Here is a 24,760-nt window from a genome sequence, read left to right as displayed (position 1 = left end):
GACACATAGATGGTCGCCCCGGTTTGCCAAGCCCTCAATCAATGAAAGTGAGTCAGGTTGAGATTGCAGCCATAGATCCGGATTTCACCGAGGCAACAGCCTCTATCCCTGATGGAATTCGCTGACTGGCTCCTCTATCAGCTAAACGCACTTATTAGTGCCCTGTGTCTGTCGGGTTTTGCCAGTCACGGTCTGACCTGCCTCGCCATCACGTCATGATCGCCCGTGCAATCGGTGGTACTTTCTAACGCTGGTTGTTAACTCGATACTTTGTCACGCTTGCTATGAAACACCGTTCCTGTGCTAGCTATTGCGCTCAGGCCGCTACTGCGTGATCAGCATCGTACTCGCGCTCATGGGCAAGTAATGCCCAGATGATGCGTGCATTCTTGTTGGCCAGTGCCACTACCGTTACATTATGGTTACGTCGCTCCATGACCCCCGAAAGCCAGCTTCCTGCGTACTCTGTCTTACGCTCAGCGACCCGGAGCACGGAGCGGGCCCCGTGGATCAGCAGTGTGCGTAGATAGATGTCACCGCGTTTGCTTATCCCCAACAGGGTCTGCTTGCCGCCGCTGGAATGTTGCTTGGGTACCAAGCCCAGCCAGGCTGCTAGCTGGCGGCCATTTTCGAACTGCTTTGCATCGCCGATAGACGCTACCAGTGCACTGGCCGTGAGAGGACCAATACCCGGCATCTTAGCCAGCTTCTGGCTTGCCGAGTTTTTTTTGTGCCAACACCAGATCTGCTCTTCCAGTTCATTCACCTGCTTGGCGAGCTCTTTGAGGTGCTCCCCTAAACGCTCAATTAATTGACGAAACGTTCCGGGTAGGTTGTTCTCTGCATCCTCCAGGAGCTTGGGCAATCGTAGGCTAATGTGTGCAATACCTTTAGGGACAATGATGCCATGTTCAGCCAGCAGGCCCCTGATTTGATTAGCTTGTGCCGTTCTGGCTTTGACGAACCCTTGCCTTGCGCGATGTAGCGCCAACACGGCTAACTGCTCGCCATTTTTTATTGGCACAAACCGCATATTGGGTCGGGTGACGGCTTCGCAGATAGCTTCTGCATCCGCAGCATCGTTCTTGTTGGTCTTCACATAGGGCTTAACGAACTGCGGCGCCATCAGTTTGACGGTATGCCCCATTCCTTGCAGTTTATTGGCCCAGTAATGGGCACTGCCGCATGCCTCCATGCCGATCAGGCTAGGAGGAAGATTGGTAAAGAATGAGAGCATCTGATCCCGCTTCAACTGTCGCTTGAGGACCGTCTTGCCATGTTGATCAACGCCATGTAATTGGAAGAGATGTTTTGCCAGATCAATGCCGATAGTCGTAGCCTTCATGGTGGTCGCCTCTCTCATCAGTGGGAACTTACATTCGCCACTTTGGCACTCAGATGCCGTTTTGGGGAGGGGCGACCATCCCATTAGATAAAAACAAACGGGACCCTGTGGGTCCCGTTTGTTCTGGTGCCATCGTCAGGCTGGATCACGCCTCCCTCAAGCACGCCGCCTTCGCCGACGTCATGGTCGGAACAAACTCCACCACCTGATAATCGGCCGCCTCTGCCTGCTTGAAGGGATCCTCTGCCAGCATCGCCTCCAGGGCGTCTCGGCTCACTCCCTGCGCCAGTATGACGCCCCCGACTCGGGGTACCCGACGCCCGGACGCCAGAAAATGGCCTGCGGCATACTGCCGCTCCAGCCACGCAATGTGGGCCGGGATCAGGGCATCGATCTCCGCCAGCGGTTTCACATAAGTCAATGTCACGACAAACATAGAGAAGTCTCCAAGGCTCTGGGGCGGCGCCTCTTCCACAAGAGGGCGCCTTTCCCGGGATGCCGCCCTCCTCTTCAAACCCTGGGGGCAGCGCTCAGGTGGTTACTGGCGCGCCGCCAGCACCCGCTCCACCGTGTCGACGATGGCCTGGGTCTGGGGGTCAATCTCGATGTTGGTCCGCCAGCCGGCCTTGACCCAGCCCAGATTGGTGCGGGCCAGGGTCTCGGGGATTAGGTTGACGCAGAACTCGCTGGCGCGCACCTCGCCCACGGTGAGGCTGATGCCGTCGATGCCGATGTAGCCCTTGGTCAGCACGTACTTCATCAGCGCAGGATCGAGGCGATACCACACCTGGCGGTTGTTGGGGGTGTCGATGACCGAGGTCACCTCGGCCGTCCCCATGATGTGGCCGGACATGGCATGGCCGCCAATCTCGTCCCCAAAGCGGGCGGCCCGCTCCACGTTGACCTTGTCACCCACCACCAGTTGCCCAAGGTTGGTGAGGCGCAGAGTCTCCTGCATCAGATCGAAGCTGACCAGATCCCCCTCCACCCGGGTGACGGTCAGGCAGCAGCCGTTGTGGGCTACCGAGGCCCCTAGGGCCAGCCCCTCGCCCCAGGCCGGGCTCGGCATGTGGATCACGTGGGTACGAAAATTGGGCAGTGAATCGATGGCCACCAGTTCGGCGGTCCCTTGTACGATGCCGGTGAACATGAGTCTCTCCAGGCTGTGAAAATTGTCGGCAGGTTACCCCCGGCCACCTTGCAAGACAAGGGTGCCGGCTGACAAGGAGAAGCGCGATCGCTATAGTGACCCCAATCAATCCAGACTGAACGAGGAAACAAAAATGCAGGTATATCAATGCTGTGAAGCCATTCGCATCGCCTACAACCAGATTGGCTCCGGTGAGCAGGGTTATGTGCCCCAGGCCATTGCCGCCAGCATACGGGCGCTCAACGCCGTGGCCTCCGACGAGCGGGTACCGGCGGATCTGCGCGAGCAGGCGGCCTATGCCGCGGCCAACCTGCTGATCAGCGATCACGAAGACGCCTGATCCCGGCTACAAATCTGCCGCCGACCTTCCCCGTTGGCGGTTTTTCAGGCTAGAATGACACCCCCGCATTTTGTCTCCTCAGGACGAGGAGGCAAAAGCCCATCTCTCTTGCCCGCTCTTTCTCTTTTATCTGATCCACTCGGAGGTGTCAGTGCAACGTTATTGGTCCGAGGCGAAGCAGCTCGTTCGTCTAGCCAGCCCCATTCTGGTCGCCCAGGTGGCCCAGATCGCCATGAACTTCGTCGATACCGTGATGGCGGGACAGGTGAGCGCCGTGGATCTTGCCGCCGTGTCGGTGGCGTCCAGCTTCTGGTTGCCGATCATCTTGCTGGTGCAGGGCATCATCATGGCCCTCACCCCCATCGTTTCCCAGCTCAACGGCGCCCGCAAGCAGGACGAGGTACGCCCCGCCGTGCACCAGGGCTTCTGGCTCGCCCTCATCGTCACGCCCATCGCCATGGTGGCACTCTACTTCAGCCCCCTGGCACTGCAGTTCATGGACGTGGATCCCGTCATGGCGGCCAAGACTGCCGGCTACCTGCACGCCATCCTGTGGGGCCTGCCCGCCTTCGTGATGTTCCAGGTGCTGCGCAACTTCAGTGAGGGGCTCTCCCACACCATGCCGACCATGGTGATCGGTTTCGTGGGGCTCGCGGTCAACATCCCCGCCAACTACATCTTCATTCACGGCCACTTCGGCATGCCGAAACTCGGCGGCGTCGGCTGCGGCGTGGCTACTGCCATCGTGCTCTGGGCCATGCTGCTGGCGATGATCGTCTATGTGAAGTGCTCTGCCCACTTCAAGCGCATCAACCTGTTCGCTCAGCTGGCACGCCCCAACGGCAGCCGGATCTGGCGCCTGTTCCGCCTGGGGTTTCCCATCGCCATGGCCATCTTCTGCGAGGTGACCCTGTTTACCGTGGTCGCCCTGATGCTGGCCCCCTTCGGCGCGGAGACGGTGGCGAGTCACCAGATTGCGCTCAACTTCTCCAGCCTGGTCTTCATGCTGCCCCTCTCCATCGGTGTCGGCGTGACCATCCGGGTCGGTCACAACATAGGGGAAGGTCAACCGGATCAGGCCAGGGTCGCCGCCCGCACCGGCCTGATGCTGGGCATGGGCGTCGCCGCCGCGACCGCCGCCCTCACCGTGCTGCTGCGCGACCCCATCGCGGGGATCTACACCGACGACCTGCAGGTGATCGGCCTCGCCGCTACCCTGCTCTTCTTCGCCGCCATCTACCAGATCTCCGATTCTGTGCAGGTGGTGGCCGCGGCAGCCCTGCGCGGTTACAAGGATACCCAGGCCATCTTCTACGTCACCATCGTCGCCTATTGGGGGCTGGGTCTGCCCACCGGCATGATCCTGGGGCTGACCGACTGGGTGGTACCGCGCATGGGCCCGCAGGGCTTCTGGATAGGCTTCATCGTCGGTCTCACCTCCGCCGCCCTGATGCTGGGCGCACGGCTGCGCGTCATCTACAGCCGCTTCGCCAGCCCCGCGGCCTGCACCGCCCTCTCCCGGGCGCAATAGGGCGCGGCCAGGGGCACGGGGAGCCGCACTTTTGGGGCGGCTCGCCTGTAAAATCAACAGGCTGCACAAGAACTGGGCAAACAGTCTCCTTTGTGCATGTCCCTTGTTGACAGCCTTGGGGGCCATGGGTAGTATGCCGACCACGCCAGCAGTGCTGGCGGGATAAAACGGGTCTTCAGCCCGGTTTATGAAGTGGGTTTATAGCTCAGTTGGTTAGAGCACTACCTTGACATGGTAGGGGTCGTTGGTTCGAATCCAATTAAACCCACCACTTTTCGTGATGCGTCCTTAGCTCAGCTGGTTAGAGCACCACCTTGACATGGTGGGGGTCGGTGGTTCGAATCCACTAGGACGCACCATCACGAAACCCTGTTATGCGTCCTTAGCTCAGCTGGTTAGAGCATCACCTTGACATGGTGGGGGTCGGTGGTTCGAATCCACTAGGACGCACCATAACAGTTTGAATAAATTGCAGATATGAATTTGATGTGGGTTTATAGCTCAGTCGGTTAGAACAGTACTTTGACATGGCGTAGGCAATGTCGTTGGTTCGAATCCGGTTGAACACAGATGTGGGTTTATAGCTCAGTTGGTTAGAGCACTACCTTGACATGGTAGGGGTCGTTGGTTCGAATCCAATTAAACCCACCACTCCCCTGCAATGACACACAAAGTCGCCTTGCGCACCCTGCGTCCTTAGCTCAGCTGGTTAGAGCATCACCTTGACATGGTGGGGGTCGGTGGTTCGAATCCACTAGGACGCACCAGATTTGAAAAGCCCGCTTGATAGCGGGCTTTTTGCATTGGTCGGCTCTGACATCCGCTCTCCCCCGTCATCTGCCTCCTGTCCCCTCTGGCCCGCGGGCCGCCATTGTCGTGCCATGGCCGCCGCGTTTACCTCGCGTTGTCAGAAGAGATCGAGCTGCTGGCCGCAGATCCGCTCGAACGACTCCCCCACAAAGGGAAGGATGGCGTCGGCGATGGGCCTGAGCTGCTTGTCGATGTAGTGCTCGTAGTCGACGGCGCTGCGCCGGTACTCCAAAGGCTCGGGGCCGTTCAGGGTCATCAGGTAGGCGATGGTGCCCCTGTGCTGATAGCGCTGGGGCAGGCCGCGGCGCAGGTTCTCCTCGTCCGCCAGGCGCGCCGCCCGCACATGGGGCGGCACGTTCTTCTGATACTCCTCGAGTTTCTGGCGCAGCCGCTTGCGGTAGATGAGCAGATCGTCGTGACGGCCGGCCCGGGTCTCGTCCACCATGGTGCGCACATAGCTGCTGGGATCCTGGTCGTGGAACACCATTTCGTAGAGCCGGGTCTGGAATGCCTTGGCAAGGGGGGTCCAGTCGGTGCGCACCGTCTCCAGCCCCTTGAACACCAGGTGCTCCCCTTCCCCTTCGCCCACCAGTCCCGCATAGCGTTTCTTGCTCCCCTTCTCCAGCCCGCGAATGGTGGGCATCAGGAAACGGCGGTAGTGGGTCTCGTACTGGATCTCCAGATGGCTCGGCAGGTCGAACTCCTGCCTGATCAGCGCGGCCCAGTTGTCGTTGATCATCTTCGCCAGTCGCTGGCCAATCTCGTCCGCCTGTTCGAGACGGATATGGCTCCCCAGGTGCACGAAGGTGGAGTCGGTATCCCCATAGATCACCTCGAACCCTTCTGCCTCTATCCACTCCCGGGTCTGCTGCATGATGCCGTGGCCCCGCAAGGTGATGGAGGAGGCGAGCCTCGGGTCGTAGAAGCGGCAACCCCCCGACCCCAACACCCCGTAGAAGGAGTTCATGATGATCTTGATGGCCTGGGAGAGGGCCTTGTTACTGGCGGCCTTGGCCCGATCCCGCGCCGCCCAGAGGGTGGCGATGAGATCCGGCAGGAAGTGGCGGGTTCGGGAGAACAGGGCGCCGCGAAAGCCTGGAATGGCGTTATCCGGGTGTTTGAGCCCCTCCACCAGCCCCATGGGGTCGATGCAGAAGGTGCGGATGATGCTGGGATAGAGGCTCTTGAAGTCGAGCACCAGCACGTGGCGATAGAGCCCCGGCTTGGAGTCCATCACATAGCCGCCGGGGCTTGCGAGCCCGCCGTCTGCCGGCAGGTTGGGCGCCACATAGCCACCGCGGTGCAGCCGTGGCAGATAGAGGTTGGTGAACGCCGCCACCGACCCGCCCACCCGGTCGAGCTCAAGACCGGTGAGGGAGGCGCGCTCGATGGCGAAGGGGATGAGGTGGCAGAAATCGAAGATCTCCCACACCAGCCTGCAATCTTCCAGGTTGTAGCGGGCCAGCGCCTCCTTGTCGGAGTGGAACAGCTCGGTGATCTTCTCCCCCCGGTTGGCCACGTCTTCGATGTCCTTGCCCCGCCCGAGCAGCTCGCTCGCCACCGCATCCAGGCTGTAGCTCGGGAACTGCCAGGTGGCGCTCTTGAGGGTATCGATGCCGTCCAGCACCATGCGCCCCGGGATGATGACGTTGCCGCTCTGGGGGTCGTTTCGGGACGAGCGCCAGAAGCAGAGCTCCCGCCCGCGCCCGAGCCGCAGCCGCCGCTTGTGGAGTTCGGCGCGGCGCAGCAGCAGGCGAAAGTCGAAATTCACCACGTTCCAGCCGATGACGAGATCGGGATCGTGCAGGCTGAACCAGCCCTCCAGGGCACCGAGCAGGGCTGGCTCGTCCGCCACCCACTCGACGGGGGTCTCCCAGTCCTGCGAGTCCGGCTCCGGGGCACCAATCATGATGACCCGCGCGTCCTCTTCGCTATGAAGCCCCACCGAGAAGAGAGTGCCATCCATGGCGCACTCCACGTCCAGGGAGACCCAGGAGAGGGTCGGCGTCACCGCCTGCGGCGCACAGCGCGCCTCGTTTACCTCCCAGTAACCCTGCCTGCCCCCCTTTCGCCTCGCCTTGCCGTCAAAGCGCATCCCGGCGGTGATGAAGCGCTCCATGAGAAAGCGCTCGGGCAGGCGGATATCCGCCTCGAAGTGCTCCAATCCGCGGATGAGCAGCAGCTCGATGGCGCGGTGGAAGGCGCTCAGGGTGGCAAAGTAGCAGCCCACCACCCGGCTCCCCTCGAAGGTGTGCATGGGGAGGCGGCGAAAACGCCCCCTCACCCCGGCCCCCTTGAAAAGCTCTGCCGCCTCCTCCAGGTGGCGTTCCGGGAGGAAGAAGACCGGCTCCTGCCCCGGCACCACCACCCGTACCGGTCCCTGTGCGCTCCAGAGCCACATCACGATCTCGGTACGCCCCTGCACATCCCGACCATGGCGGGTCAGGATGAAGCCGTCGAGCGGCGGGGTCACGGGAGGGAGGGGCTGGATGTCGGTCATGCAGGTGGTCGGGCTCAAGAGTGGGATGGGACTATTGTACGTTCATACAGTACCCGGCTGCAATTGCCGGGCTGGGCCCTCAGGGCAGGCGCTGTGCCCCGTCTTTGCCATCCGGCGCCGGATTGGGGCATAGTAACCTCGGCATCACTCACCGGCACCGGGCGAGACGGCATGTCCAACTTCCGGCAGACGCTGCGGCCTGCGCGCGCCAACCTTTTCCTCGACAAGGAGCACCCCATGACACAACAGTGGCAACGCATTGCCTCCCGCCTCACCGATGTGGGCGGCATCCCGGTGGCTCGCGCCATCCCGGTCAAGGAGCGGCGCACCATCGGGCCCTGGTGTTTTCTCGATCATATCGGCCCGACCCGCTTTGCCCCCGGCGCCCCCGGCATGGATGTGGGGCCCCACCCCCACATCGCCCTGCAGACCTTCACCTGGATGCTGGAGGGGGAGATCCTCCACCGGGACAGCCTGGGCAGCAAGCAGGTGATCCGTCCGGGCCAGGTGAACCTGATGACCGCAGGACGGGGCATCGCCCACACCGAGGAGTCGGTCCCGAACCAGCCCGATCTGCACGCCGCCCAGCTCTGGATAGCCCTGCCAGAGGCGGATCAGCATACCCCGCCCCGCTTCGATCACTACCCGACGCTCCCCCGCTGGCAGCAAGGGGAGATCACCCTCACCCTGCTCATCGGCGAGCACGGCGGCCGGCGCGCCCCCACTCTGCACTTCTCCCCCATTCTGGGGCTGGATCTGCACGCCCCCGAGGGAGGCGAGATCACCCTCCCCCTGGATCCCGCCTTCGAGCACGGCCTCTTTCCTCTCGCGGGGGAGACCATCGTCGCAGGGGAGGCCCTGGCCCCGGAGCAGCTGCTCTACCTGCCCCCCGGCAACCGGGAGGTGGCGCTGACCCTGCGCCCGGGCGCCCGGCTGCTGCTCATCGGCGGCGAGCCCCTGCCCAGACCGCTGCAGATCTGGTGGAACTTCGTGAGCGTCGACAAGGAGGCCATTAGCACCGCCGCCGCCGACTGGGAGAGCGGTCATCCGCGCTTTGGCGAGGTGACGGGTTACCAGGGGCCCCGTCTCAAAGCGCCGCCCCTGACCGGGCTCTGAGCCAGGGTTCCAAAACAAAAGAGCGCCCATGGCGCTCTTGTTGACTGGGATGAAGGCCCGTCAGGACTCCTCTTCCTGCTCCGCCTGCAACCTGGCCCGGCGGGCCATGGCCTCCTCCTGGGCACTCTCTATCTCGTGCAGCACACCATCCAGATCGATGGCCTCCCGGCTCTCTTCGAACAGGCCGGTGAGCTCGGTCTCGGGGCCCAGCTTGCCATCCTCGAACAAGGACCACATCTCCCGGGCATACCGGGTCTTGAGCAGCTCGGGGGCATACATGCCGTAGTAGTTGCGCATGTTGTCGACATCCCGCTCCAGCATGGCCCTGGCCTGGTTGTTGGCGGCAGCATCAACCACCTGGGGCAGGTCGATGATGACGGGCCCCTCTTCGTCCACCAGCACGTTGAACTCCGAGAGATCCCCGTGAATGAGGCCAGCGCAGAGCATGCGCACCACGTAGCGGATCACCTTGCCATGATCCACCAAAGCCTGCTCACGGGTCAGGGCCACGTCGTTGAGACGGGGGGCGACGTTGCCGTCGGCGTCGGTGATGAGCTCCATCAGCAGCACGCCATCGAGGCAGACATAGGGCCTGGGCACCCGCACCCCGGCCGCCGCCAGCTTGAACAGGGCATCCACCTCGGTGTTCTGCCACACCTCTTCGTGCTGCTTGCGACCGTACTTGGAGCCCTTCTCCATGGCGCGGGCATCGCGGCTGCTGCGTACCCGCCGCCCTTCCTGATAGACCACGGCCTGCTTGAAGCTGCGCTTTGACGCCTCTTTGTAGACCTTGGCGCAGCGGATCTCGTCGCCGCAGCGCACCACATAGACGTCGGCCTCTTTGCCGCTCATCAGCCGGCTGATGACATCGTCCACCAGGCCGTCATCAACCAGAGGTTGGATTCGATTTGGAATTTTCATGACCGCCCTTTTACCCTATTTGCACCTTGTTTGCACCTGTTTGCTGGTGGCCTGCCACCCCTGTCAGAAACGGCCCGCAAGGGGGCCGTGTCGATCAAGGTTCCGGTGGCAGCCCCTGGCGGATGCGGCGGACCCCCGCCTCGTAGAGACCGTCCTCGCCCTGATCGTGCTCCTGGGTTTCGAAGATCTTGAGAAACCACATGTACTGCTCGGGGAAGCGGCCAAGCTGCTGCTCCACCATGCGGTTCATCTGGTTGACGTCCGCCACCAGATCCGCGGTGGGATAAGGGTCGAACGGCGCCTCGATCTCCAGCCGGTAACACCCCTCGTCCTCGTCGTAGCAGGCCAGAATGGGCACGGCGCGGGCACCGGTCAGCTTCACCAGCTTGGGCAGGGCCGGCAGGGTCGCCTTGGGGTGGTTGAAGAAGGGTACGAAGAGGCTCGCCTCCCGGCCGTGATCCTGATCCGGCAGATAGAAGAAGCTGTCGCCGCTGCGCAGGGCCTTGATGGCGGGCTTGATGCCGACGCTGCGCTCGTAGATACGCCCGCCCTTGCTGCGCTCGCGGTTGATGTACCAGTCGAACACCGCATCCTTGGGGCTTTTCATCATGGTGCACATCTTGATCCCCTGGAGGGGGAAGTAGCGGCCAATCATGTCCACCGCCCAGGTGTGGGGCACCACGAAGATCATGGGGCGACCGGCTGCCCGCTCCGCCTCCACGTGCTCCCAGCCGCTCACCTTGACGCGCCCCTTGAGGAAGTCGGGGCTGCGCCAGGTCAGCTCGCCAAAGCCCAGGAAGGTCTTGAGCCCCACCCGGATGGATTTCAGCAGCAGGGCCTGACGGCCCGCCTCGTCGAGATGGGGGAAGCAGATCTTGAGGTTGGTGTCAGCGATGTAGGCCTGCTTCCTGGAGACGCGCAGCAGCAGGGGGGCCAGGTAGTCGGCCAGCTTGTCCCGTGCCCTTGCCGGCACCCAGGCCAGCAGGGAGAGCAGGGCGACGGCCAGCCAGCTGCCCCACAGACGGGGGTGCAGCAGGCGCGGATGAAAAGAGGTATCAAACACCGGATCTTGTGCGGACATGGTCGCCATCGAATCATCAAAACAGACCGTCATTTTAGTGATCCTGACAACTTTTTCTACCCTGCCCTGCACAGCGCCCTCGCGCCAAGTCACTGATCAGACAAGTTAGAAATAAAAAGTGGCCCGCTTGGGGCCACATTTTTGCACCGGGTGAGCGCAAGGCTCAGGGGTGAGGAGCTAGGCCCCGGCGGATGCGCCGGATCCCCTCTTCGTAGAGGCCATCCGGCCCCACCTGATCCTCACGGGTGTCGAAGATCTTGAGGAACCACATGTACTGGCCCGGGTGGCGGCAGAGCTGGCGCTCCACGCTGTCGTTCATGCGGCAGGTATCCGCCATCAGATCCCCGCTCGGGTAGTCGGCGTAGGGAGCCTCGACCTCCAACCGGTAGCCGTGCGCCTGCTCGTCATAGCAGGCCAGCACCGGCAGAGCCCGGGCACCGGTCAGCTTCACCAGCCGTGGCAGGGCCGGCAACGTCGCCTTGGGGTGGTTGAAGAAGGGGGCGAACAGGCTCGCCTCCCGGCCGTGATCCTGATCCGGCAGATAGAAGAAGCTCAGACCGGATTTCACCGCCTTGATCACCGGCTTGATGCCGGCGCTGCGCTCATAGACGCGGCAGCCGTGCCGGGCCCGCGCGCCGTTGATGTGCCAGTCGAACACCGGGTTGCGGGCGCTCTTCATCATGGTGCACATGGGCAGGCCCCGCTGGGCGAAGTAGTAGCCCGCCGCATCGATGGGCCAGCTGTGGGGCACCACCAGGATCACCGGTCGGCCAGTGGCCTGCTCCGCCTCGATATGTTCCCAACCGCTGACCTGGATCCGCCCCATCACGTGGGCGGGGCTGCGCCAGGTGAACTCGCCAAAGCCCAGCAGGCTCTTGAGGCCGACCCGGATGGAAGTCATCAGGATGGCCTCCCGCTCGGCCTCGCTCTTCTCCTTGAAGCAGATGGCGAGGTTGGTCCTGGCGATGTAGATCTGCTTCTTCGAAATGGCGCATACCAGGGGCGTCAGAGCATCGGCCAGGCGATCCCGCCAGCGCGGGGGAACGAAGGCGAGCACACCGATGGCGCCGAGGGCGAGCCAGCTCAACCAGTAACGGGGGTGCAGCAGACGAGGCTGGAATCGGGCGTCAAACACGGGATCAGATGAGGACATGGGGCACGACAAAACAATGGGAAGATAAAGTGGCGCGCATCGTGACAGGTATTACCAGTTAACGCCAACTGAATGTCGCCTGTATGGGCAACTATTTAAGCCACTTCACGGATTGACAAAATTAATCTGCTTCATTTGATTCCCCTCTGTGTCACTGCATCACGAACGGCAGACCCCGCACGGGCGGGGTCGATGACGAGGGGGGATGAAAACCTTGTGCCTAGCGGCGTGCGGGCTGCCCCGGCAGGTCATCCTGCACCGCCGGCAGGAAGAACATCAGGTAACGCAGGGCCACGTAACCCACCACCAGGGTGGCCACCCCCAGCTCCAGATAGGCCAGCTGATGGAGCTGCTCGGCATAGCGGGCCGCCTGTGGCCACTGCGACAGCAGGTGACTCACCTTGAACAGGGCGGTGGCCCCGATCACCAGGGGGAAGGTGAAAGCGGCGTAACCCGGCGAGAACGGCAGGCGCAGCAGCTTGATGAAGGCCAGGTAGATGATGCCGGTCATCAGCACGGCGATCCCGATCAGCACCGCCACCAGCAGCAGGGAGGGATCCTGGCTCACGGTGAGGTAGCCGGCCAGCGACAGGCTCGCCGGGGCGGCCAGGATGGCGATAGTGGGCTTGGCGGCATCCGGCACCTCGTGGCTGAAGATGAGGCGATAGAGCATCAGCGGCAGCATCAGGCCGTAGCAGGCCATGCCGAACCAGAGCAGGCCGGTGGCCAGGGATGCGAAGGGACCGCCCGGGTAGGCCACGTCAGCCACGATGATCCCCACCGGCGGCACAAACCAGCTCGGCACCATGTGATGGATTTCGAACGCTCTGGCCCTGTGCCAGACGAAAGTGGCGAGGAAGACGAGGTGGATGATGACCGCAAACAGCCAGAGCCCCTGCCCCAGGGTCGGGGCGAGCAGGCCGACCGCCTTGGAGACCACCATGGTCCCCATGGCGTAGGTGGGCACCACGCTGCCCACCACGGGATGGGCGAGATCCTGCCACAGCAGGCGCGGGTGGATCAGAAACTTGAAGGTCAGGACGAGGAGCAGCACGGCGGCGATGGCGGCCCCCAGCAGTTGCAGACGGCCATCGAACTGACCGGCATTTTCCCAGCACCAGCCGAGGCTGGCGATCCCCAGAGCCAGACCGGCCATGGGGGTCGGGGCGGCAGCCAGGGAGCGGCGGGTTCTTGCGATCATGGCGAATACCCTCTTGATGATGACGATGGGCATAGGATAAAGGGGGTCTATCGTTTACGATATCTAAATGAATTGAACTTAGCGTTTAGGAAAATCAAACGATATGAAGCTCACCCTGCAACAACTCAAGGTGTTTGCCACCATCGCCCGCCACGGCAACCTGGGGGGCGCCGCCAATGAACTCTGCCTGAGCAAGGGGGCCGTCTCCCAGTCGCTGCAGGAGCTGGAGCGCCAGCTCGCCACGCCCCTGTTCGACCGGGTGCACCCGAGGCTTCAGCTCAACAGCGAGGGGCGCCTGCTGCAACCGGCCGCCGAGGAGCTGCTGACCCGGATGCAGGAGATAGAGCAGCTCTTCAGCCCCGATGCCGAGCCGAGCGGCCAGCTGCACCTCGGGGCCAGCCAGACCATCGGCAACTACCTGCTGCCCGCCCTGCTGGCGGAGGGGGCCCAGGAGCTGGGGGCCGCCCCCAGGGTCACCATCGCCAACACCCACCTCCTGTGCCATGCCCTCGCCCACTTCGAGCTGGATCTCGCCCTCATCGAGGGGGAGAACCACCACCCGGACCTGGTGAGCGAACCCTGGCTGGAGGACGAGATGCTCATCATCGCCGCCCCCGGTCACCCCCTGGCGGATCAGCTCGAGCTGCCCCTGCGCCGACTTGCCGGGGAAACCTGGGTGCTGCGCGAGGCGCAATCCGGCAGCCGCGAGCAGTTCGAGCAGCAGCTCCAGCCCCACCTGCCCCGCTGGCAGGCGGGGATAGAGCTCAATACCCTGGAGGCGGTGATGCTGGCGGTGGAGAAGGGGCTCGGCATCTCCTTCATCTCCCGCCTCGCGGTGGCGGACCGGCTGGCACAGGGGCGCCTGGTGGCCCTCACCCCGAGTCGCCGCTTCCCCCGCCAGCTCTCCCTCGTCTGGCACAAGCAGAAGTTCCACTCCGTCGCCCTGCGCCGCTTCCTGGCCTTCTGCCGCGCCCAGACCCTGGCGTGAGAAACCCTTCGGATACGACAAGGGCGCCATTGGCGCCCTTGTCGTTCAGCCGATGACCCCCTCGGCCCTCAGCCCTTCCCCGGCCTCAGCCGGCGAGTCCCCCTTCAATCCAGCCGAGCACCTGCCGGGTCACGGCCTGGGGCACCCAGGGGGAGTCCAGCAGCCGGTGGCGCAGGCAATCGGCGAAGTGATCCGCCTCGTGCTGCATGCCGCCCCCCTCCACCGGCAGGTAGATGTCCGCCGGCCAGATGACGGGGGCAGGCCCCCCTTGCCAGCGAATGTGCTGGGGATTCCACCACTTGCCCTCGATGACCAGGCTCCACCCCTCCCCGGACAAGGACGCTTCCCGCTCGAGATCCTCGATGATGGAGGCCCCGAGCTCGGCCCGAAACGGCTCATCGAACGTGAAGCTGGCGGTAAGATCCACCTCCCCCGGAGCCCGCGTCAGCGTCACCTCGGGGGCGGGGCAGCCCAGCCCCAGCCGATGACAGAGGGCGGCATGGAGCCAGAGGGGATAGACCCCCACGTCCCAGGCGGCGCCGCCATCCAGCGCCGGATCGAACAGCTTGCCCACCTTCGGCTGGGCCGAACCGAACGCCGCCCGCAGCTCGCGCGGCGGCGGCAGCAGGGGCAGGCGCTGCAACAGGGCGCGCATGGCGGGGAAGCACATCACCTTCATGGCCTCGAGCAGCAGCAGGCCCCGTGCGTGGGCGAGCGCCACCAGGGCGTCCCAATCCGCCACCCGGGTCACCGCCGGTTTTTCCACCAGTACGTGCTTGCCCGCCAGCAGCATCTGCCTCACCAGGCCCGCGTGCTCCGGGTGGATGACCGCCACATAGACGGCCTCCACCTCGGGGCTGGCGGCCAGGGCCTCATAGCTGCCATAGGCGTGGGGCAGCCCCAGATCCCGGGCGAACTCGTCCGCCCGTCCCTGGTCCCGGGCGGCGATGGCCACCACCTCGGCTCCCCTGGCGTGCCCGTTCACATCGCGGCAAAAACGCCGGGCGATGGCCCCCGCCCCGGCAATGCCAAAGCGCAGGGGCGCCCTTGTCTCGTCGTGCATCGTCTCTCCTTGCTACCCAATGGTGGACCCCGGCATCACGCCGGGCGCGGGCTCCCGGCCAGGCTGCGCAGCCAGCTTATCTCCTCGCCCCAGATGGACTCGTCGATGGTCTCGAGGATAAGCGGGATGCCGTCAAAACGGTCGTCGTTCATGATGTGGTGGAACACCGCCTCGCCGAGGTTGCCCTCCCGCAGGCTGTGGTGACGGTCGACCCGACTACCGAAGGTACACTTGGCGCCGTTGATATGCATCCCCTTGAGGTACTGGAACCCCACGATGCGGTCGAAGTCGGCAAACACCGCCCCGCACCCCTCGGGGGTACGCAGATCGTAACCGGCGGCGAAGGCGTGGCAGGTGTCAAAGCAGACGCCGACCCGACTCTTGTCCTCTACTCCGTCGATGAGGGTGGCCAGGTGCTCGAACGACCAGCCGAGGTTGGTGCCCTGACCTGCGGTATTCTCGATCACCGCCGTCACCCCTTCACTTCGCTCCAGCGCCCAGTTGATGGACTCGCTCACGAGCTTGAGGCTCACCGCCTCGGGGATCTGCTTGAGATGGCTGCCCGGGTGGAAGTTCAGGTAGCACAGCCCCAGTTGCTCGCAGCGCTTCATCTCGTCCAGAAACGCATCCCGGGACTTGGCGAGGGCATCGGGGTCGGGATGACCCAGGTTGATGAGGTAGCTGTCGTGGGGCAGGATCTGCTCGGGGCGAAAGCCCTCCTTCTCGCAGGCGGCCTTGAAGGCGCGAATGCTGGCCTCGGAGAGGGGCGCCGCCTGCCATTGGCGCTGATTCTTGGTAAACAGGGCGAAGGCGTTGGCCCCGATGGCTTTGGCCCGGGCGATGGTGTTTTCCACTCCGCCCGCCGCACTGACGTGGGCTCCGATAAATTTCATCTCATCTCCTGTGCACTGTGACCGGGTGCCTGCCGCGCTGGCCACCGCACCCGTTGCCGGGGCGCCATTATGCCCAAGCCAACCCCTTGCGCCAAACCGGGATTGTCGATGGGGGCAATGGAAAAGGCGCCCGCAGGCGCCTTGATGAGAGACAGGACATCCCTGTCCGTCAATAGGCCAGACCGGCCCCGTAGGGATAGAGCGGGCTTTGTGAGTCTTTGGCCACGTCCGGGGACTGGGTCAGCACCGCCTGCCAGCTGGAGGGCAGCTCGAAGGGGAGCTTGCCGCGTGCCTTCTGGGTGCCGCTCATGACATCGAACAGGGCCTGATCCAGGGCGCCGAAGTTGGCCAGCAGCACCCGGGCCGCCGGGGCCACCTCGGTCAGGATGGCGGGCCTGTCCAGATAGACGGAGAGCACCAGGGGCACCCCGGCCTGCTCGATGGCCTGGATGGCGGCAAAGTCATCCGCGCCGCGGTAGACCCCTTCGTGGGCCGTCTCCTGCACCACCTGATCATTGCTGGCAAAGCCGAGCTGACCGAAGTGGATGCTGCCAAACGGGAAGCGGGGATCCTGCTCGCCCGGGGCGTTGACCCGCACGATGGCAAGCTCCGCGTCGGCCAGGTTCGTCACCACCGTATAGCCGTTGGCCCTGGCCACCTCGGCGTTGACATTGTGCAGATAGACCCGCTTGCCGTCCGCCTTCAGCGGCAGCAGGGCTCCCTCGTTCTTCAGCAACACGTGAGACGCCGCCTGGGCGGCCTGGGCCTCTTGCTGGAACTCTGTCTTGCCCACCAGGGCCACCGCGGCCTCGGCATCCACATAGGGATTCTCGAAGAGCCCGAGGGCAAACTTCTGGGCCAGGATCCGCTCGGCCGAAGTGGTGACGGCCGCCTCGGTCACCAGACCGCTCTGCACCGCCGCCAGCAAGGGGGCTGGGTCTTCCACGCCACCGAACTGATCCACCCCGGCGTCGATGGCCTTGGCATAACGCTCGGCCTTGGTGAGCTTCTCCACGCCCCAGGACATGCCAAAGGGCACGGTCCAGGGGCTCACCCCGGCATTGACTTCATCCTGGGTCAGCCCCTGCTCGCAGCGGCTGTCACAGTCATTGACGATGCCCCAGTCGCTCAGCACCACGCCGTCAAACTTGAAGTGACCCCGCAACAGATCCGTGATGATCTGGCGGTTGAAGCCAAACCCCACCTCCTCGACGGGCTGCCCATCCTGGGTCAGGCCCAGGGGCATGGCGTAATAGGGCATCACGGCGGCCACCCTGGCCTCGAAGGCGCCCTCGAAGGGCACCAGGTGGTAGGCAAACTGACCGCCGGGGTAAACCTGCTCCTTGCCCCAGGGGTTGTGGGCATCCAGCCCGTCCTTCTGGGGACCGGCCCCGGCGAAGTGCTTGACCACGGTGACCACGCTCTCCTTGCCTATCCCCTCGCTCCCCTGCTGGAAGCCCTCGATGTAGGCCTTGACCAGGGACTTGGCGAGCAGGTTATCTTCCCCGAAGGTGCCGTTGATGCGCCCCCAGCGCGGCTCGGTCGCAAGATCCGCCTGGGGCGAGAGGGCCTCGTGGATGCCGACGGCCCGGTACTCCTGACGGGCGATGTCGCCAAAGCGCTGCACCAGGGCAGCATCGCCGATGGCGGCCAGCCCCAGGGTTTCGGGCCACTGGGAGAAGGCCCCGGCACCGATGCTGGTGGCGTTGGGATCATGGGTGAAGTGGTTGCGGGGATCCGTGCTCACCGTCATGGGGATGCCGAATCCCACCCCTTCCAGCAGGGCCTGCAGGGTGTTGTTGTCCGCGGCGATGGCCGCCGGATCACCGGCCATGCGGGTGATGAAGGTGTTGACCCCGTCCTCGCGCAGCATCTTGTCCATGGCCGCGAGGTTCACCCGCCCCGCCCCGTCCAGCACCAGGGTGCCGTGCATCATCAGCCCTGCCTTCTGGGCCAGGGTGAGCCTGCCCACCAGATCCCGGGCCCGCTCGGCGGCGCCGAGGCGCCAGTCCTCGTAGGGGGTCAGGGTGCCGCTGCCATCGAGATCCTTGAATTGCAGGCCGTCCTGCTCGATGAGGGTGACGGTGCGGTGGCCCAGAACGGGCTGCTCGGGCTTGGGGGTGGAGTCGTTGTCGTTGCACCCTGCCAGCAGCAGGGCCCCGATGGCGAGGGCGACACGGGTTCGGGAGAGCGAGTGGTGTTTCATTGTTGTTATCTTCCTTGTGTGTGTAGGAGTCGCCACTCTATGCAAAAGCGGCCCCTCTCACTTGCCCGTCGGGTGCAGGAAGTTGCCGGTTGGGAGCAGGATTGAAAAGTGTGAAAAGGGTTGCAGGGTTACCCTTGGTTACAAATCTGAAACATGAAAGCGGCGCTGGCTCACGGCAATCCGCCGCCGTTGGCCGATGATGGTGGGCCACCGCTGACAAGGATTTTTGCCGTGAAGACCGTCTCCAACCGGATTGCCCTGCACTGCCTCAACCACTGGCAGGCCCGCGGGCGGGATCCTGCTGCCCTCCTGCACCCCTGCGGCATCGCCCACGAAGAGCTGCTGATCCCTCAGGGGCGGCTCGACACCGTGCGCCACTTCCGGCTGCTGGCCGGGGCCGCCCCCCACGTGGATCTGGCCCTCGACTGGACACCCCCCGCCCTACCCGGTCTCTTTGCCGACTTCATGTCGCTGGCGAGCCTGTGCTGCAACGCCGCCACCCTTCGCCAGGCCCTGCACTTCTTCCTCGCCTACCGCCCCCTCATCGGCGAGAGCGACGAGATCCGCCTGCAAGAAGAAGAGGGACAGGCCAGGATCAGCTACCATTCGGAGTCCGATCATCCGGACGTCATCGCCCTGAGCAGCCTGGCCAACCTCTGCCATCTCTATGCCCTGCTCCAGTTCTACCACCCGGGCCAGGGGCTGCTGGTGCTGCCCACCCCGGTACGCCCCAGGCTGTGGCGTGAGCTGGCAGGCTGGCTGGAAGGGCGGTTGCAACAGGGGGCGGCCTTCGAGCTACGCTTTCCCGCCGCCTTGCTCGATCTCACCCACGAGCAGTGCAACCTGCCCCTGCAACCCCTGCTGCTCGGGGAGCTCGACCGGCAGATGGCCCAGCTTCGCCCCAGCAGCCGCTACCGGGACAGGGTGATGACACTCATTCGCCAGCAGCTGTGGCAAGAGAGCACCGAGGCCTCCTCTCTGCTCGATGGGGTGTGCGAGCACCTCAAGCTGACCCGCTGGACCCTCAACCGCCATCTGCGGGAGGAAGGGTGCCACTTCTCGGGTCTGCTGGAGCGGGTGCGCCGGGAGGAGGCCTGCCGCCTGTTGCAGGATCCCGCCCTCCCCCTGCAGACAGTGGGGGAGCGCCTGGGTTTTGCCCGCCAGAGCAGCTTTACCCGCTTCTTTCGGGAGGCGTTTGCCCTCTCCCCCCGCGAGTTTCGCTCAAGGCGCAGCCGCCTCTGAGGCGCCCCCGAGATGGGCGGCGAGCAACCCCGCCAGCCAGTGGATGAAGAGCTGGACCCTGGGGGCCAGTTGGCGGCGATGGGCATAGAGGGCGTGGATGGGGAGCGGTGGCGGCTGCCACTGGGGCAGGATGCTCACCAGCTCGCCCACCGCGAGCAGGGATTCGACCCCCACCCGCGGCATCTGGATGATGCCAAGCCCCGCCAGCGCCGCCGCCAGGTAGGTCTCGCTGTCATTGACCATGAGGGCCCCCGCCATGGGCAGCAGGGCGCGGCGGCCATCTTCTGCCAGGTATTCAAAGCCGGGTTCGCTGCGCCCCTGCCCGGCACCAAACCCGGGACCATAATGCACCAGCCGGTGGCCCGCCAGATCCCCAAGGGTGCGGGGCACCCCGTGGCGAGCCAGGTAGCCTGCGCTGGCACAGTTGATCTGGCGATAGTGACCAAGGGGCCTGGCCACCAGGCTGGAGGGCTCAAGCGCCCCGACCCGCACCACGCAGTCAAACCCCTCGCGCACCAGATCCACCCGCCTGTCCGTGCTGCTCAGCATCAGTTGCAGGGCGGGATGCTGCGCCAGAAAGTCCGGCAGGGCCGGGATCACCAGGTGGCGGGCCATCCGGCTTGGCATGTCGACCCGCAGTTGTCCCGAGATCTGCCCCCCCTGGCGAAACAGGCCGTCAAACTCCTCCATGTCCGCCAAAAGCTCCCGGCATCTGGCATAGCAGAGCTGGCCGTCCGTGGTGAGCTGCACCCGCCGCGTGGTACGCAGCAGGAGCCGGGTCCCCATGCGCTCCTCCAGCCGGCGGATGGCGGCAGAGAGGGTCGCCTTGGGGATGCCCGTCTGCTCGGCGCAGCGGGTAAAACTCTCCAGCTCGGCAACCCGCACGAAGGCTCTCATCGCATCCAGTTGATCCATGGTCTGATTGTCTCGATAAACGGAACAGTGATTCTATTATCACGCTATTTATCCAGTTAAAAAGGAACAATACAGTGATCCGGTCGGCTCGTATCGAGCCTGTGTCCGCCACCCTGACAGGAGTCATACCATGACCAGACCCATCGCCCTCATCACCGGGGCCAGCCGCGGCCTTGGCAAGCACGGGGCCCTGGCCCTCGCCGCCAAAGGCGTCGACCTCATCATCACCTATCGCAGCCAGGCCGCAGAGGCGGAGGCGGTGGTGACCCAGGCCCGCACCCTCGGCGTCCGGGCCCACGCCCTGGCACTGGACGTGGGCGAGAGCGCCACCTTCGCAGCCTTCGCAGAGGAGGTGACGCAACTGCTCGCCCGAGAGTGGCAGCGCACCCATTTCAACTTCCTGGTCAACAACGCCGGGATCGGCATTCATGCCAGCTTTGAGCAGACCACGGAGCAGCAGTTCGACACCCTGCTCAACATCCACCTCAAGGGGACCTTCTTCCTGACCCAGGCGCTCCTGCCCCTCCTGGCAGACGGCGGTCGCATCCTCAACCTCTCCACCGGTCTCACCCGCTTCGCCATGCCGGGTTATGCCGCCTACGCCGCCATGAAGGGGGGCGTCGAGGTGCTCACCCAGTATCTGGCCAAGGAGCTGGGCCCCAGGGGCATCGCGGTCAACGTGCTGGCCCCCGGCGCCATCGAGACCGATTTTGGCGGCGGCGTGGTGCGCGACAACAAGGGGGTCAACGACTTTCTCGCGAGCCAGACCGCCCTTGGCCGGGTGGGTCAGCCCGACGACATCGGTGGCGCCATCGCCGCCCTGCTCTCCGATGACTGCCGCTGGATCACCGCCCAGCGCATCGAAGCCTCGGGCGGCATGTTTATCTAGGCGGTCATGGTTGCCTGCTGCACAAACAAGGAAGGCCCCCTCCGACGAGGGGGCCTTCCGGCATTGGGCAAACGAGGTGCGGCGCACCGGGCCCGTTACAGGGCCTTGCCACCGCTTGCAATGACCTGGCTGTACCAGTGGAAGCTCTCTTTCTTGATGCGACGAAGAGACCCTCCCTGCTCGTCCCTGTCCACGTAGACAAAGCCGTAGCGCTTCTGGTAGCCGTTGAGCCAGCTCAGGATGTCGGTGAAGGACCAGGCGCAGTAGCCCAGGAGCTCAACCCCGTCCTGCATCGCCTCCTGGCACGCCTTGAGGTGGCTGTGCAGATAGGCGATACGGTAGTCGTCGTTCACCTTGTCCCCGGCTTCCAGCTTGTCGAACTCCCCCAGGCCGTTCTCGGTGATCATCAGCGGCAGGGCGTAGCGGGAGGAGAGCCGACGCAGGGCGATGCGCATCCCGGTGGGATCGATGGCCCAGTCCCAGTTGCTGGTCTCAAGGTGCGGATTGGGGGCCGTCTTGTAGAGGCCGGGAATGCCGCTGGAGGGCGTAGTGCCCTTCTTGCCCGTGGTGTTGATGCGCTGCATCGTCTGGCCGCCGAGGGGGTTGTCGGTGAAGGTCAGGGTGTAGTAGTAGTTGACCCCGATGTAGTCAGGGGTGCCTTCGCGCAAGAGCTCGAGATCGCCCGGCAGGATCTCCGGCGCCTCGCCGGTCTCCCGCAGATAGGCGAGCGCCGCCTGGGGGTAACGGCCGAAGCAGTAGGCATCCAGCCACCAGAGGTTGGTGAACTCCTCGGCATTCTCGAACGCCAGCATGTCGCTCGGGGCGCAGGAGGCCGGATAGGCGGGGGAGTACGCAAAGCTCGGCCCGATCAGGCCGTTTGGCACGTGCTGGCGAAACGCCTTGATGACCCGGGCATTGGCGAGAAACGCGATGTGGTTGGCGGCGAAGAAACGCTTCCTGTCCTGCACGGCGGGAGGATGGGTGCCCAGCTGGTAGGCGTTGGTCAGGTTGTAGTTCTGCTCGTTGAGCGACACCCAGTACTTCACCTTGCCGGCGAAGCGCTGATAGAGGGTCACGCAATAGCGCTCGAAGTCGTCGATGATGCGCCTGTCTTCCCAGCCGCCGTACTCATCCTGCAGGGCCTGGGGGAGATCCCAGTGATAGAGGGTCAGCACCGGCTCGATGCCGTGGGCCAGCAGGGCATCGATGAGCCTGTCGTAGAAGGCGAGCCCCGCCTCGTTCACCTCGCCACGCCCCGTCGGGTAGATGCGCGGCCAGCTCACCGAGAAGCGATAGGCCTTGAGCCCCATCTCGGCCATCAGCGCAACGTCCTCTTCCACCCTGTGGTAGTGATCCACCGCCACGTCTCCGTTGCTCCCTTCAAAGGTCTTGCCCGGCAACTTGGTAAAGCTGTCCCATACCGAGGGGCCCTTGCCCTCCTCGTTCCAGGCCCCTTCCACCTGATAGGCGGCGGAGGCGGCGCCCCAGAGGAAACCGTTCGGGAAGTCATTGAACTTGTGATGATGCATCTGGTGTTGCTCCTTCTGCGTGGATGGCGGGGGCCATCCTGTGATACGTCGGCCCCGTACAGGGGTCCGAAATGAGTTGGCACCAGCATCCAACACTTCTAGAATTCCGTCCAATGACAAATATGGCCACCTATCATTCCTATTTGGAATCAAGCGAGGCACCATGGAGTTGAGAGACCTGAAAGCCTTCGTCACCCTGGGGGAGGTATTGCACTTTGGTCAGGCGGCGGCGCGCCAGCACGTCACCCAGTCGGCTCTGAGCAAGCAGATCCGCCGGCTGGAGGCGGACCTTGGCGGCGAGCTGTTCGAGCGCAACGCCGGCAGCACCCGGCTGACGGTGCTCGGGCGCGCCCTCTATGCCGACGCCTGCACCCTGGTGGCCCAGAGCGAGCAGCTCGCCCGCAGCGCCCGCGACGTGCTGGCGGGCCACGCGGGTACCCTGCGCATCGGCTTCGGGGTCGCCACCAAGCTGCTGGTGCCCGCCGCCATCGCCCGCTTTCGGGCCAGCCGCCCCGGGGTCGCCATCGAGCTCAACGATCTCTCCACCCATCACCAGTTGCTGGCGCTGGCGGAGGGCCGGCTGGATCTCGGCTTCTGCCGCCTGCCCGCCCCCAAGGGCTGGCCGGTGCTGCCCGTGGTACGCGCCCATTTCGTCGCCGTGCTGCCCGCAGGCTATCAGGGGGTGGCAGGGCTCGCCGATCTGCAGGAGAAGCCGCTCGCCATCCTGCGCCGGGACAAGGCCCCCTCTTTTTACGATCAGTTCATCCATTACCTCGCCCAGAGCGGCCTGCGCTTTCAGGACATCCAGTACGTGAACGACTTCGCCGCCGGCATCGCCACCGCGGCAGCCGGCATCGCCTGGACCCTGGTCCCCTCCTCCACCACCATTGAGCATCCCGATGTGCTGACCCTGCCCCTCGGGGAGGCCGACGCGAGCTGGATCATCGGGCTCATTCGCCCGCCGGGCAACGACAATCCCCTCGTCGCCCCCTTCTGGCAGACGGTGGCGGAGCTGGCGGATCCCGCCCTCACCGGCCTCATGACGGCAGGGTACGGGGCTCCCACCTGGGACACCCCATGAAAGGGAACCATTCGAGAATCACATTAACGATGGCATTGGGCGGACACCCTCCTTAAAATTGGGCGCTGTCCCAATTACATGTTGAAAGGCTAACCTTGAAGTAGGTCATCACCCTGAGGGCCTCCATCATGGATACCCAAGCCTTTCAACATCTACTGTCTCTCTTTCCACAGCTCACCATGCGCCAGCGTCGCCTCGCGCAACATGAACTCACTACCCCTCACCCAATCACCTCGCTGGCCGCTCAACTCCCCGCTTGTCGATGTTGCCCTCACTGTCAGGCCGAGGCTACGCAGTTGGCTCCCTGGGGTTGGAGTCGAGGGCTGCGTCGTTATCGCTGCAAGCAGTGTCTGCGCACCAGTTCCGTTCTCACCAAGACGCCTCTGGCTCGACTTCGCAAGGCACAATGCTGGGAAGACTACGCCCAGGCCCTCATCGACGGTCTGACCGTCCGACAGGCTGCCGTCCGCTGCGGAGTCTGTAAAAACACCGCCTTCTTGTGGCGTCACCGCTTCCTGAAAGCCATGGCGAGTCACCAGGCGGCACGGGAAGGGGGTATCGTCGAGGTTGATGAGACCTTCTTCTTGGAGTCGTTTAAAGGGCAACGTGGTTTGCCCCGCCCGGCCCGCCACCGTGGGGGCAAAGGCCGTACCCGAGGCACAGGGCCGGATTACATCCCGGTGATGGTGGTTCAGGACCGGGCTGGTCACCATGCGGATTTTCAGTTGGAGAAAATGAATGCCGAGACGGTGATAGCTGTTTTGACACCCCTTGTCTCGTCAGATGCGGTGTTGTGTAGCGACGGC

Annotated in this window: 21 protein-coding genes and 5 tRNA genes; 13 read left to right on the top strand and 13 right to left on the bottom strand. The window is 64.2% G+C overall.

Translation table 11 applies throughout. The features are described from left to right. Positions 1–316 precede the first annotated feature (316 nt). The 3 genes from AB5Y54_RS11340 to AB5Y54_RS11330 all read right to left on the bottom strand — a co-directional run bounded on the left by AB5Y54_RS11340 (position 317) and on the right by AB5Y54_RS11330 (position 2,495). Complete coding sequence (locus tag AB5Y54_RS11340; protein ID WP_368153785.1) at positions 317–1,345, bottom strand: IS110 family transposase; 1,029 nt, start codon at positions 1,343–1,345, stop codon at positions 317–319. A gap of 145 nt (positions 1,346–1,490) precedes the next feature. Next, the gene (locus tag AB5Y54_RS11335) at positions 1,491–1,781 is read right to left on the bottom strand and encodes a YciI family protein (RefSeq protein WP_029314482.1); all 291 of its coding nucleotides are present in this window, start codon (positions 1,779–1,781) and stop codon (positions 1,491–1,493) included. Positions 1,782–1,883: 102 nt separating this feature from the next. Next, the gene (locus AB5Y54_RS11330) at positions 1,884–2,495 is read right to left on the bottom strand and encodes a riboflavin synthase subunit alpha (protein WP_279956110.1); all 612 of its coding nucleotides are present in this window, start codon (positions 2,493–2,495) and stop codon (positions 1,884–1,886) included. 133 nt (positions 2,496–2,628) lie between these two features. On the opposite strand from AB5Y54_RS11330, the gene AB5Y54_RS11325 reads away from it, so the two are divergent. The 7 genes from AB5Y54_RS11325 (at position 2,629) to AB5Y54_RS11295 (ending at position 5,133) form a co-directional block, all read left to right on the top strand. Continuing rightward, a complete protein-coding gene (locus AB5Y54_RS11325) occupies positions 2,629–2,835 on the top strand; it encodes a YaeP family protein (protein WP_010674629.1) in 207 nt (68 codons plus the stop codon). 151 nt (positions 2,836–2,986) lie between these two features. After that, on the top strand, positions 2,987–4,366 hold the full coding sequence (locus tag AB5Y54_RS11320) for an MATE family efflux transporter (protein WP_279956108.1): 1,380 nt from the start codon (positions 2,987–2,989) through the stop codon (positions 4,364–4,366). A 194-nt stretch (positions 4,367–4,560) separates the two neighbouring features. Next, positions 4,561–4,637: transfer RNA gene (locus AB5Y54_RS11315), tRNA-Val, on the top strand. A gap of 11 nt (positions 4,638–4,648) precedes the next feature. Beyond that, positions 4,649–4,725: transfer RNA gene (locus tag AB5Y54_RS11310), tRNA-Val, on the top strand. Between the two features lie 17 nt (positions 4,726–4,742). Continuing rightward, a tRNA-Val gene (locus AB5Y54_RS11305) sits at positions 4,743–4,819 on the top strand. 121 nt (positions 4,820–4,940) lie between these two features. Then, a tRNA-Val gene (locus AB5Y54_RS11300) sits at positions 4,941–5,017 on the top strand. 39 nt (positions 5,018–5,056) lie between these two features. Then, positions 5,057–5,133 (top strand) — tRNA-Val (locus AB5Y54_RS11295). A gap of 140 nt (positions 5,134–5,273) precedes the next feature. Here the strand turns inward: AB5Y54_RS11295 and AB5Y54_RS11290 are convergent. Further along, positions 5,274–7,676 carry a DNA polymerase II gene (locus AB5Y54_RS11290; protein ID WP_111897001.1) on the bottom strand — a complete coding sequence of 801 codons (2,403 nt, stop codon included), beginning with the start codon at positions 7,674–7,676 and terminating at the stop codon, positions 5,274–5,276. Between the two features lie 237 nt (positions 7,677–7,913). On the opposite strand from AB5Y54_RS11290, the gene AB5Y54_RS11285 reads away from it, so the two are divergent. Beyond that, the gene (locus AB5Y54_RS11285) at positions 7,914–8,792 is read left to right on the top strand and encodes a pirin family protein (protein WP_111897000.1); all 879 of its coding nucleotides are present in this window, start codon (positions 7,914–7,916) and stop codon (positions 8,790–8,792) included. Positions 8,793–8,852: 60 nt separating this feature from the next. Here the strand turns inward: AB5Y54_RS11285 and AB5Y54_RS11280 are convergent, their stop codons facing one another. The 4 genes from AB5Y54_RS11280 to AB5Y54_RS11265 form a co-directional block, all read right to left on the bottom strand. Next, positions 8,853–9,713, bottom strand: coding sequence for a PA4780 family RIO1-like protein kinase (locus AB5Y54_RS11280; protein ID WP_029314478.1), 861 nt, complete (start codon positions 9,711–9,713; stop codon positions 8,853–8,855). Between the two features lie 94 nt (positions 9,714–9,807). Further along, positions 9,808–10,803 carry a lauroyl-Kdo(2)-lipid IV(A) myristoyltransferase gene (locus AB5Y54_RS11275; protein WP_109113063.1) on the bottom strand — a complete coding sequence of 332 codons (996 nt, stop codon included), beginning with the start codon at positions 10,801–10,803 and terminating at the stop codon, positions 9,808–9,810. Positions 10,804–10,957: 154 nt separating this feature from the next. Further along, positions 10,958–11,947 (bottom strand): lipid A biosynthesis (KDO)2-(lauroyl)-lipid IVA acyltransferase, encoded by a 990-nt coding sequence (locus tag AB5Y54_RS11270; RefSeq protein ID WP_201972171.1) that lies wholly within the window; start codon positions 11,945–11,947, stop codon positions 10,958–10,960. 220 nt (positions 11,948–12,167) lie between these two features. Continuing rightward, a complete protein-coding gene (locus tag AB5Y54_RS11265) occupies positions 12,168–13,148 on the bottom strand; it encodes a TDT family transporter (protein WP_368153781.1) in 981 nt (326 codons plus the stop codon). Positions 13,149–13,251: 103 nt separating this feature from the next. Here AB5Y54_RS11265 and AB5Y54_RS11260 point away from each other — a divergent pair, with 103 nt between their 5' ends. After that, positions 13,252–14,136 carry a LysR substrate-binding domain-containing protein gene (locus tag AB5Y54_RS11260; RefSeq protein ID WP_010674621.1) on the top strand — a complete coding sequence of 295 codons (885 nt, stop codon included), beginning with the start codon at positions 13,252–13,254 and terminating at the stop codon, positions 14,134–14,136. An 85-nt stretch (positions 14,137–14,221) separates the two neighbouring features. Here AB5Y54_RS11260 and AB5Y54_RS11255 read toward each other — a convergent pair whose 3' ends face one another. The 3 genes from AB5Y54_RS11255 to AB5Y54_RS11245 all read right to left on the bottom strand — a co-directional run bounded on the left by AB5Y54_RS11255 (position 14,222) and on the right by AB5Y54_RS11245 (position 18,298). Beyond that, positions 14,222–15,199 carry a Gfo/Idh/MocA family protein gene (locus tag AB5Y54_RS11255; protein WP_111896941.1) on the bottom strand — a complete coding sequence of 326 codons (978 nt, stop codon included), beginning with the start codon at positions 15,197–15,199 and terminating at the stop codon, positions 14,222–14,224. A gap of 35 nt (positions 15,200–15,234) precedes the next feature. After that, positions 15,235–16,092 carry a deoxyribonuclease IV gene (gene nfo, locus AB5Y54_RS11250; protein ID WP_109113205.1) on the bottom strand — a complete coding sequence of 286 codons (858 nt, stop codon included), beginning with the start codon at positions 16,090–16,092 and terminating at the stop codon, positions 15,235–15,237. Positions 16,093–16,261: 169 nt separating this feature from the next. Then, the gene (locus AB5Y54_RS11245; RefSeq protein WP_109113204.1) at positions 16,262–18,298 is read right to left on the bottom strand and encodes a glycoside hydrolase family 3 protein; all 2,037 of its coding nucleotides are present in this window, start codon (positions 18,296–18,298) and stop codon (positions 16,262–16,264) included. Between the two features lie 231 nt (positions 18,299–18,529). Here AB5Y54_RS11245 and AB5Y54_RS11240 point away from each other — a divergent pair, with 231 nt between their 5' ends. Then, positions 18,530–19,540, top strand: coding sequence for an AraC family transcriptional regulator (locus tag AB5Y54_RS11240; RefSeq protein WP_216986956.1), 1,011 nt, complete (start codon positions 18,530–18,532; stop codon positions 19,538–19,540). Here the strand turns inward: AB5Y54_RS11240 and AB5Y54_RS11235 are convergent. After that, positions 19,520–20,455, bottom strand: coding sequence for a LysR family transcriptional regulator (locus AB5Y54_RS11235; protein ID WP_109112800.1), 936 nt, complete (start codon positions 20,453–20,455; stop codon positions 19,520–19,522). The genes AB5Y54_RS11240 and AB5Y54_RS11235 overlap by 21 nt on opposite strands. A gap of 130 nt (positions 20,456–20,585) precedes the next feature. Here AB5Y54_RS11235 and AB5Y54_RS11230 point away from each other — a divergent pair, with 130 nt between their 5' ends. Next, a complete protein-coding gene (locus tag AB5Y54_RS11230; RefSeq protein WP_103260056.1) occupies positions 20,586–21,344 on the top strand; it encodes an SDR family NAD(P)-dependent oxidoreductase in 759 nt (252 codons plus the stop codon). A gap of 95 nt (positions 21,345–21,439) precedes the next feature. Here the strand turns inward: AB5Y54_RS11230 and AB5Y54_RS11225 are convergent, their stop codons facing one another. Beyond that, entirely contained in the window at positions 21,440–22,873 is a 1,434-nt protein-coding gene (locus AB5Y54_RS11225; RefSeq protein ID WP_119197675.1) for a glycoside hydrolase family 1 protein, read from the bottom strand. Positions 22,874–23,036: 163 nt separating this feature from the next. On the opposite strand from AB5Y54_RS11225, the gene AB5Y54_RS11220 reads away from it, so the two are divergent. Then, on the top strand, positions 23,037–23,954 hold the full coding sequence (locus tag AB5Y54_RS11220) for a LysR family transcriptional regulator (protein WP_109112798.1): 918 nt from the start codon (positions 23,037–23,039) through the stop codon (positions 23,952–23,954). Positions 23,955–24,082: 128 nt separating this feature from the next. Next, positions 24,083–24,760 (top strand): IS1595 family transposase (locus tag AB5Y54_RS11215; RefSeq protein ID WP_368153273.1); only part of this gene is annotated, 678 nt, incomplete at its 3' end.

Origin of the sequence: Aeromonas sp. s9 (assembly GCF_040907765.1) — a bacterium.
Lineage (GTDB): Bacteria > Pseudomonadota > Gammaproteobacteria > Enterobacterales > Aeromonadaceae > Aeromonas > Aeromonas caviae.
Note: the sequence above shows the minus strand (reverse complement) of the source record. Positions and strands in the feature narration are given on the sequence as shown.

Coding starts and splice junctions, on each gene's coding strand:
- AB5Y54_RS11275 (WP_109113063.1), bottom strand. CDS start 10,803: ATGGCGACCATGTCCGCACAAGATCCGGTGTTTGATACCTCTTTTCAT.
- AB5Y54_RS11285 (WP_111897000.1), top strand. CDS start 7,914: ATGACACAACAGTGGCAACGCATTGCCTCCCGCCTCACCGATGTGGGC.
- AB5Y54_RS11235 (WP_109112800.1), bottom strand. CDS start 20,455: ATGGATCAACTGGATGCGATGAGAGCCTTCGTGCGGGTTGCCGAGCTG.
- AB5Y54_RS11255 (WP_111896941.1), bottom strand. CDS start 15,199: ATGCACGACGAGACAAGGGCGCCCCTGCGCTTTGGCATTGCCGGGGCG.
- AB5Y54_RS11270 (WP_201972171.1), bottom strand. CDS start 11,947: ATGTCCTCATCTGATCCCGTGTTTGACGCCCGATTCCAGCCTCGTCTG.
- AB5Y54_RS11220 (WP_109112798.1), top strand. CDS start 23,037: ATGGAGTTGAGAGACCTGAAAGCCTTCGTCACCCTGGGGGAGGTATTG.
- AB5Y54_RS11340 (WP_368153785.1), bottom strand. CDS start 1,345: ATGAAGGCTACGACTATCGGCATTGATCTGGCAAAACATCTCTTCCAA.
- AB5Y54_RS11335 (WP_029314482.1), bottom strand. CDS start 1,781: ATGTTTGTCGTGACATTGACTTATGTGAAACCGCTGGCGGAGATCGAT.
- AB5Y54_RS11330 (WP_279956110.1), bottom strand. CDS start 2,495: ATGTTCACCGGCATCGTACAAGGGACCGCCGAACTGGTGGCCATCGAT.
- AB5Y54_RS11325 (WP_010674629.1), top strand. CDS start 2,629: ATGCAGGTATATCAATGCTGTGAAGCCATTCGCATCGCCTACAACCAG.
- AB5Y54_RS11265 (WP_368153781.1), bottom strand. CDS start 13,148: ATGATCGCAAGAACCCGCCGCTCCCTGGCTGCCGCCCCGACCCCCATG.
- AB5Y54_RS11245 (WP_109113204.1), bottom strand. CDS start 18,298: ATGAAACACCACTCGCTCTCCCGAACCCGTGTCGCCCTCGCCATCGGG.
- AB5Y54_RS11260 (WP_010674621.1), top strand. CDS start 13,252: ATGAAGCTCACCCTGCAACAACTCAAGGTGTTTGCCACCATCGCCCGC.
- AB5Y54_RS11225 (WP_119197675.1), bottom strand. CDS start 22,873: ATGCATCATCACAAGTTCAATGACTTCCCGAACGGTTTCCTCTGGGGC.
- nfo (WP_109113205.1), bottom strand. CDS start 16,092: ATGAAATTTATCGGAGCCCACGTCAGTGCGGCGGGCGGAGTGGAAAAC.
- AB5Y54_RS11290 (WP_111897001.1), bottom strand. CDS start 7,676: ATGACCGACATCCAGCCCCTCCCTCCCGTGACCCCGCCGCTCGACGGC.
- AB5Y54_RS11230 (WP_103260056.1), top strand. CDS start 20,586: ATGACCAGACCCATCGCCCTCATCACCGGGGCCAGCCGCGGCCTTGGC.
- AB5Y54_RS11280 (WP_029314478.1), bottom strand. CDS start 9,713: ATGAAAATTCCAAATCGAATCCAACCTCTGGTTGATGACGGCCTGGTG.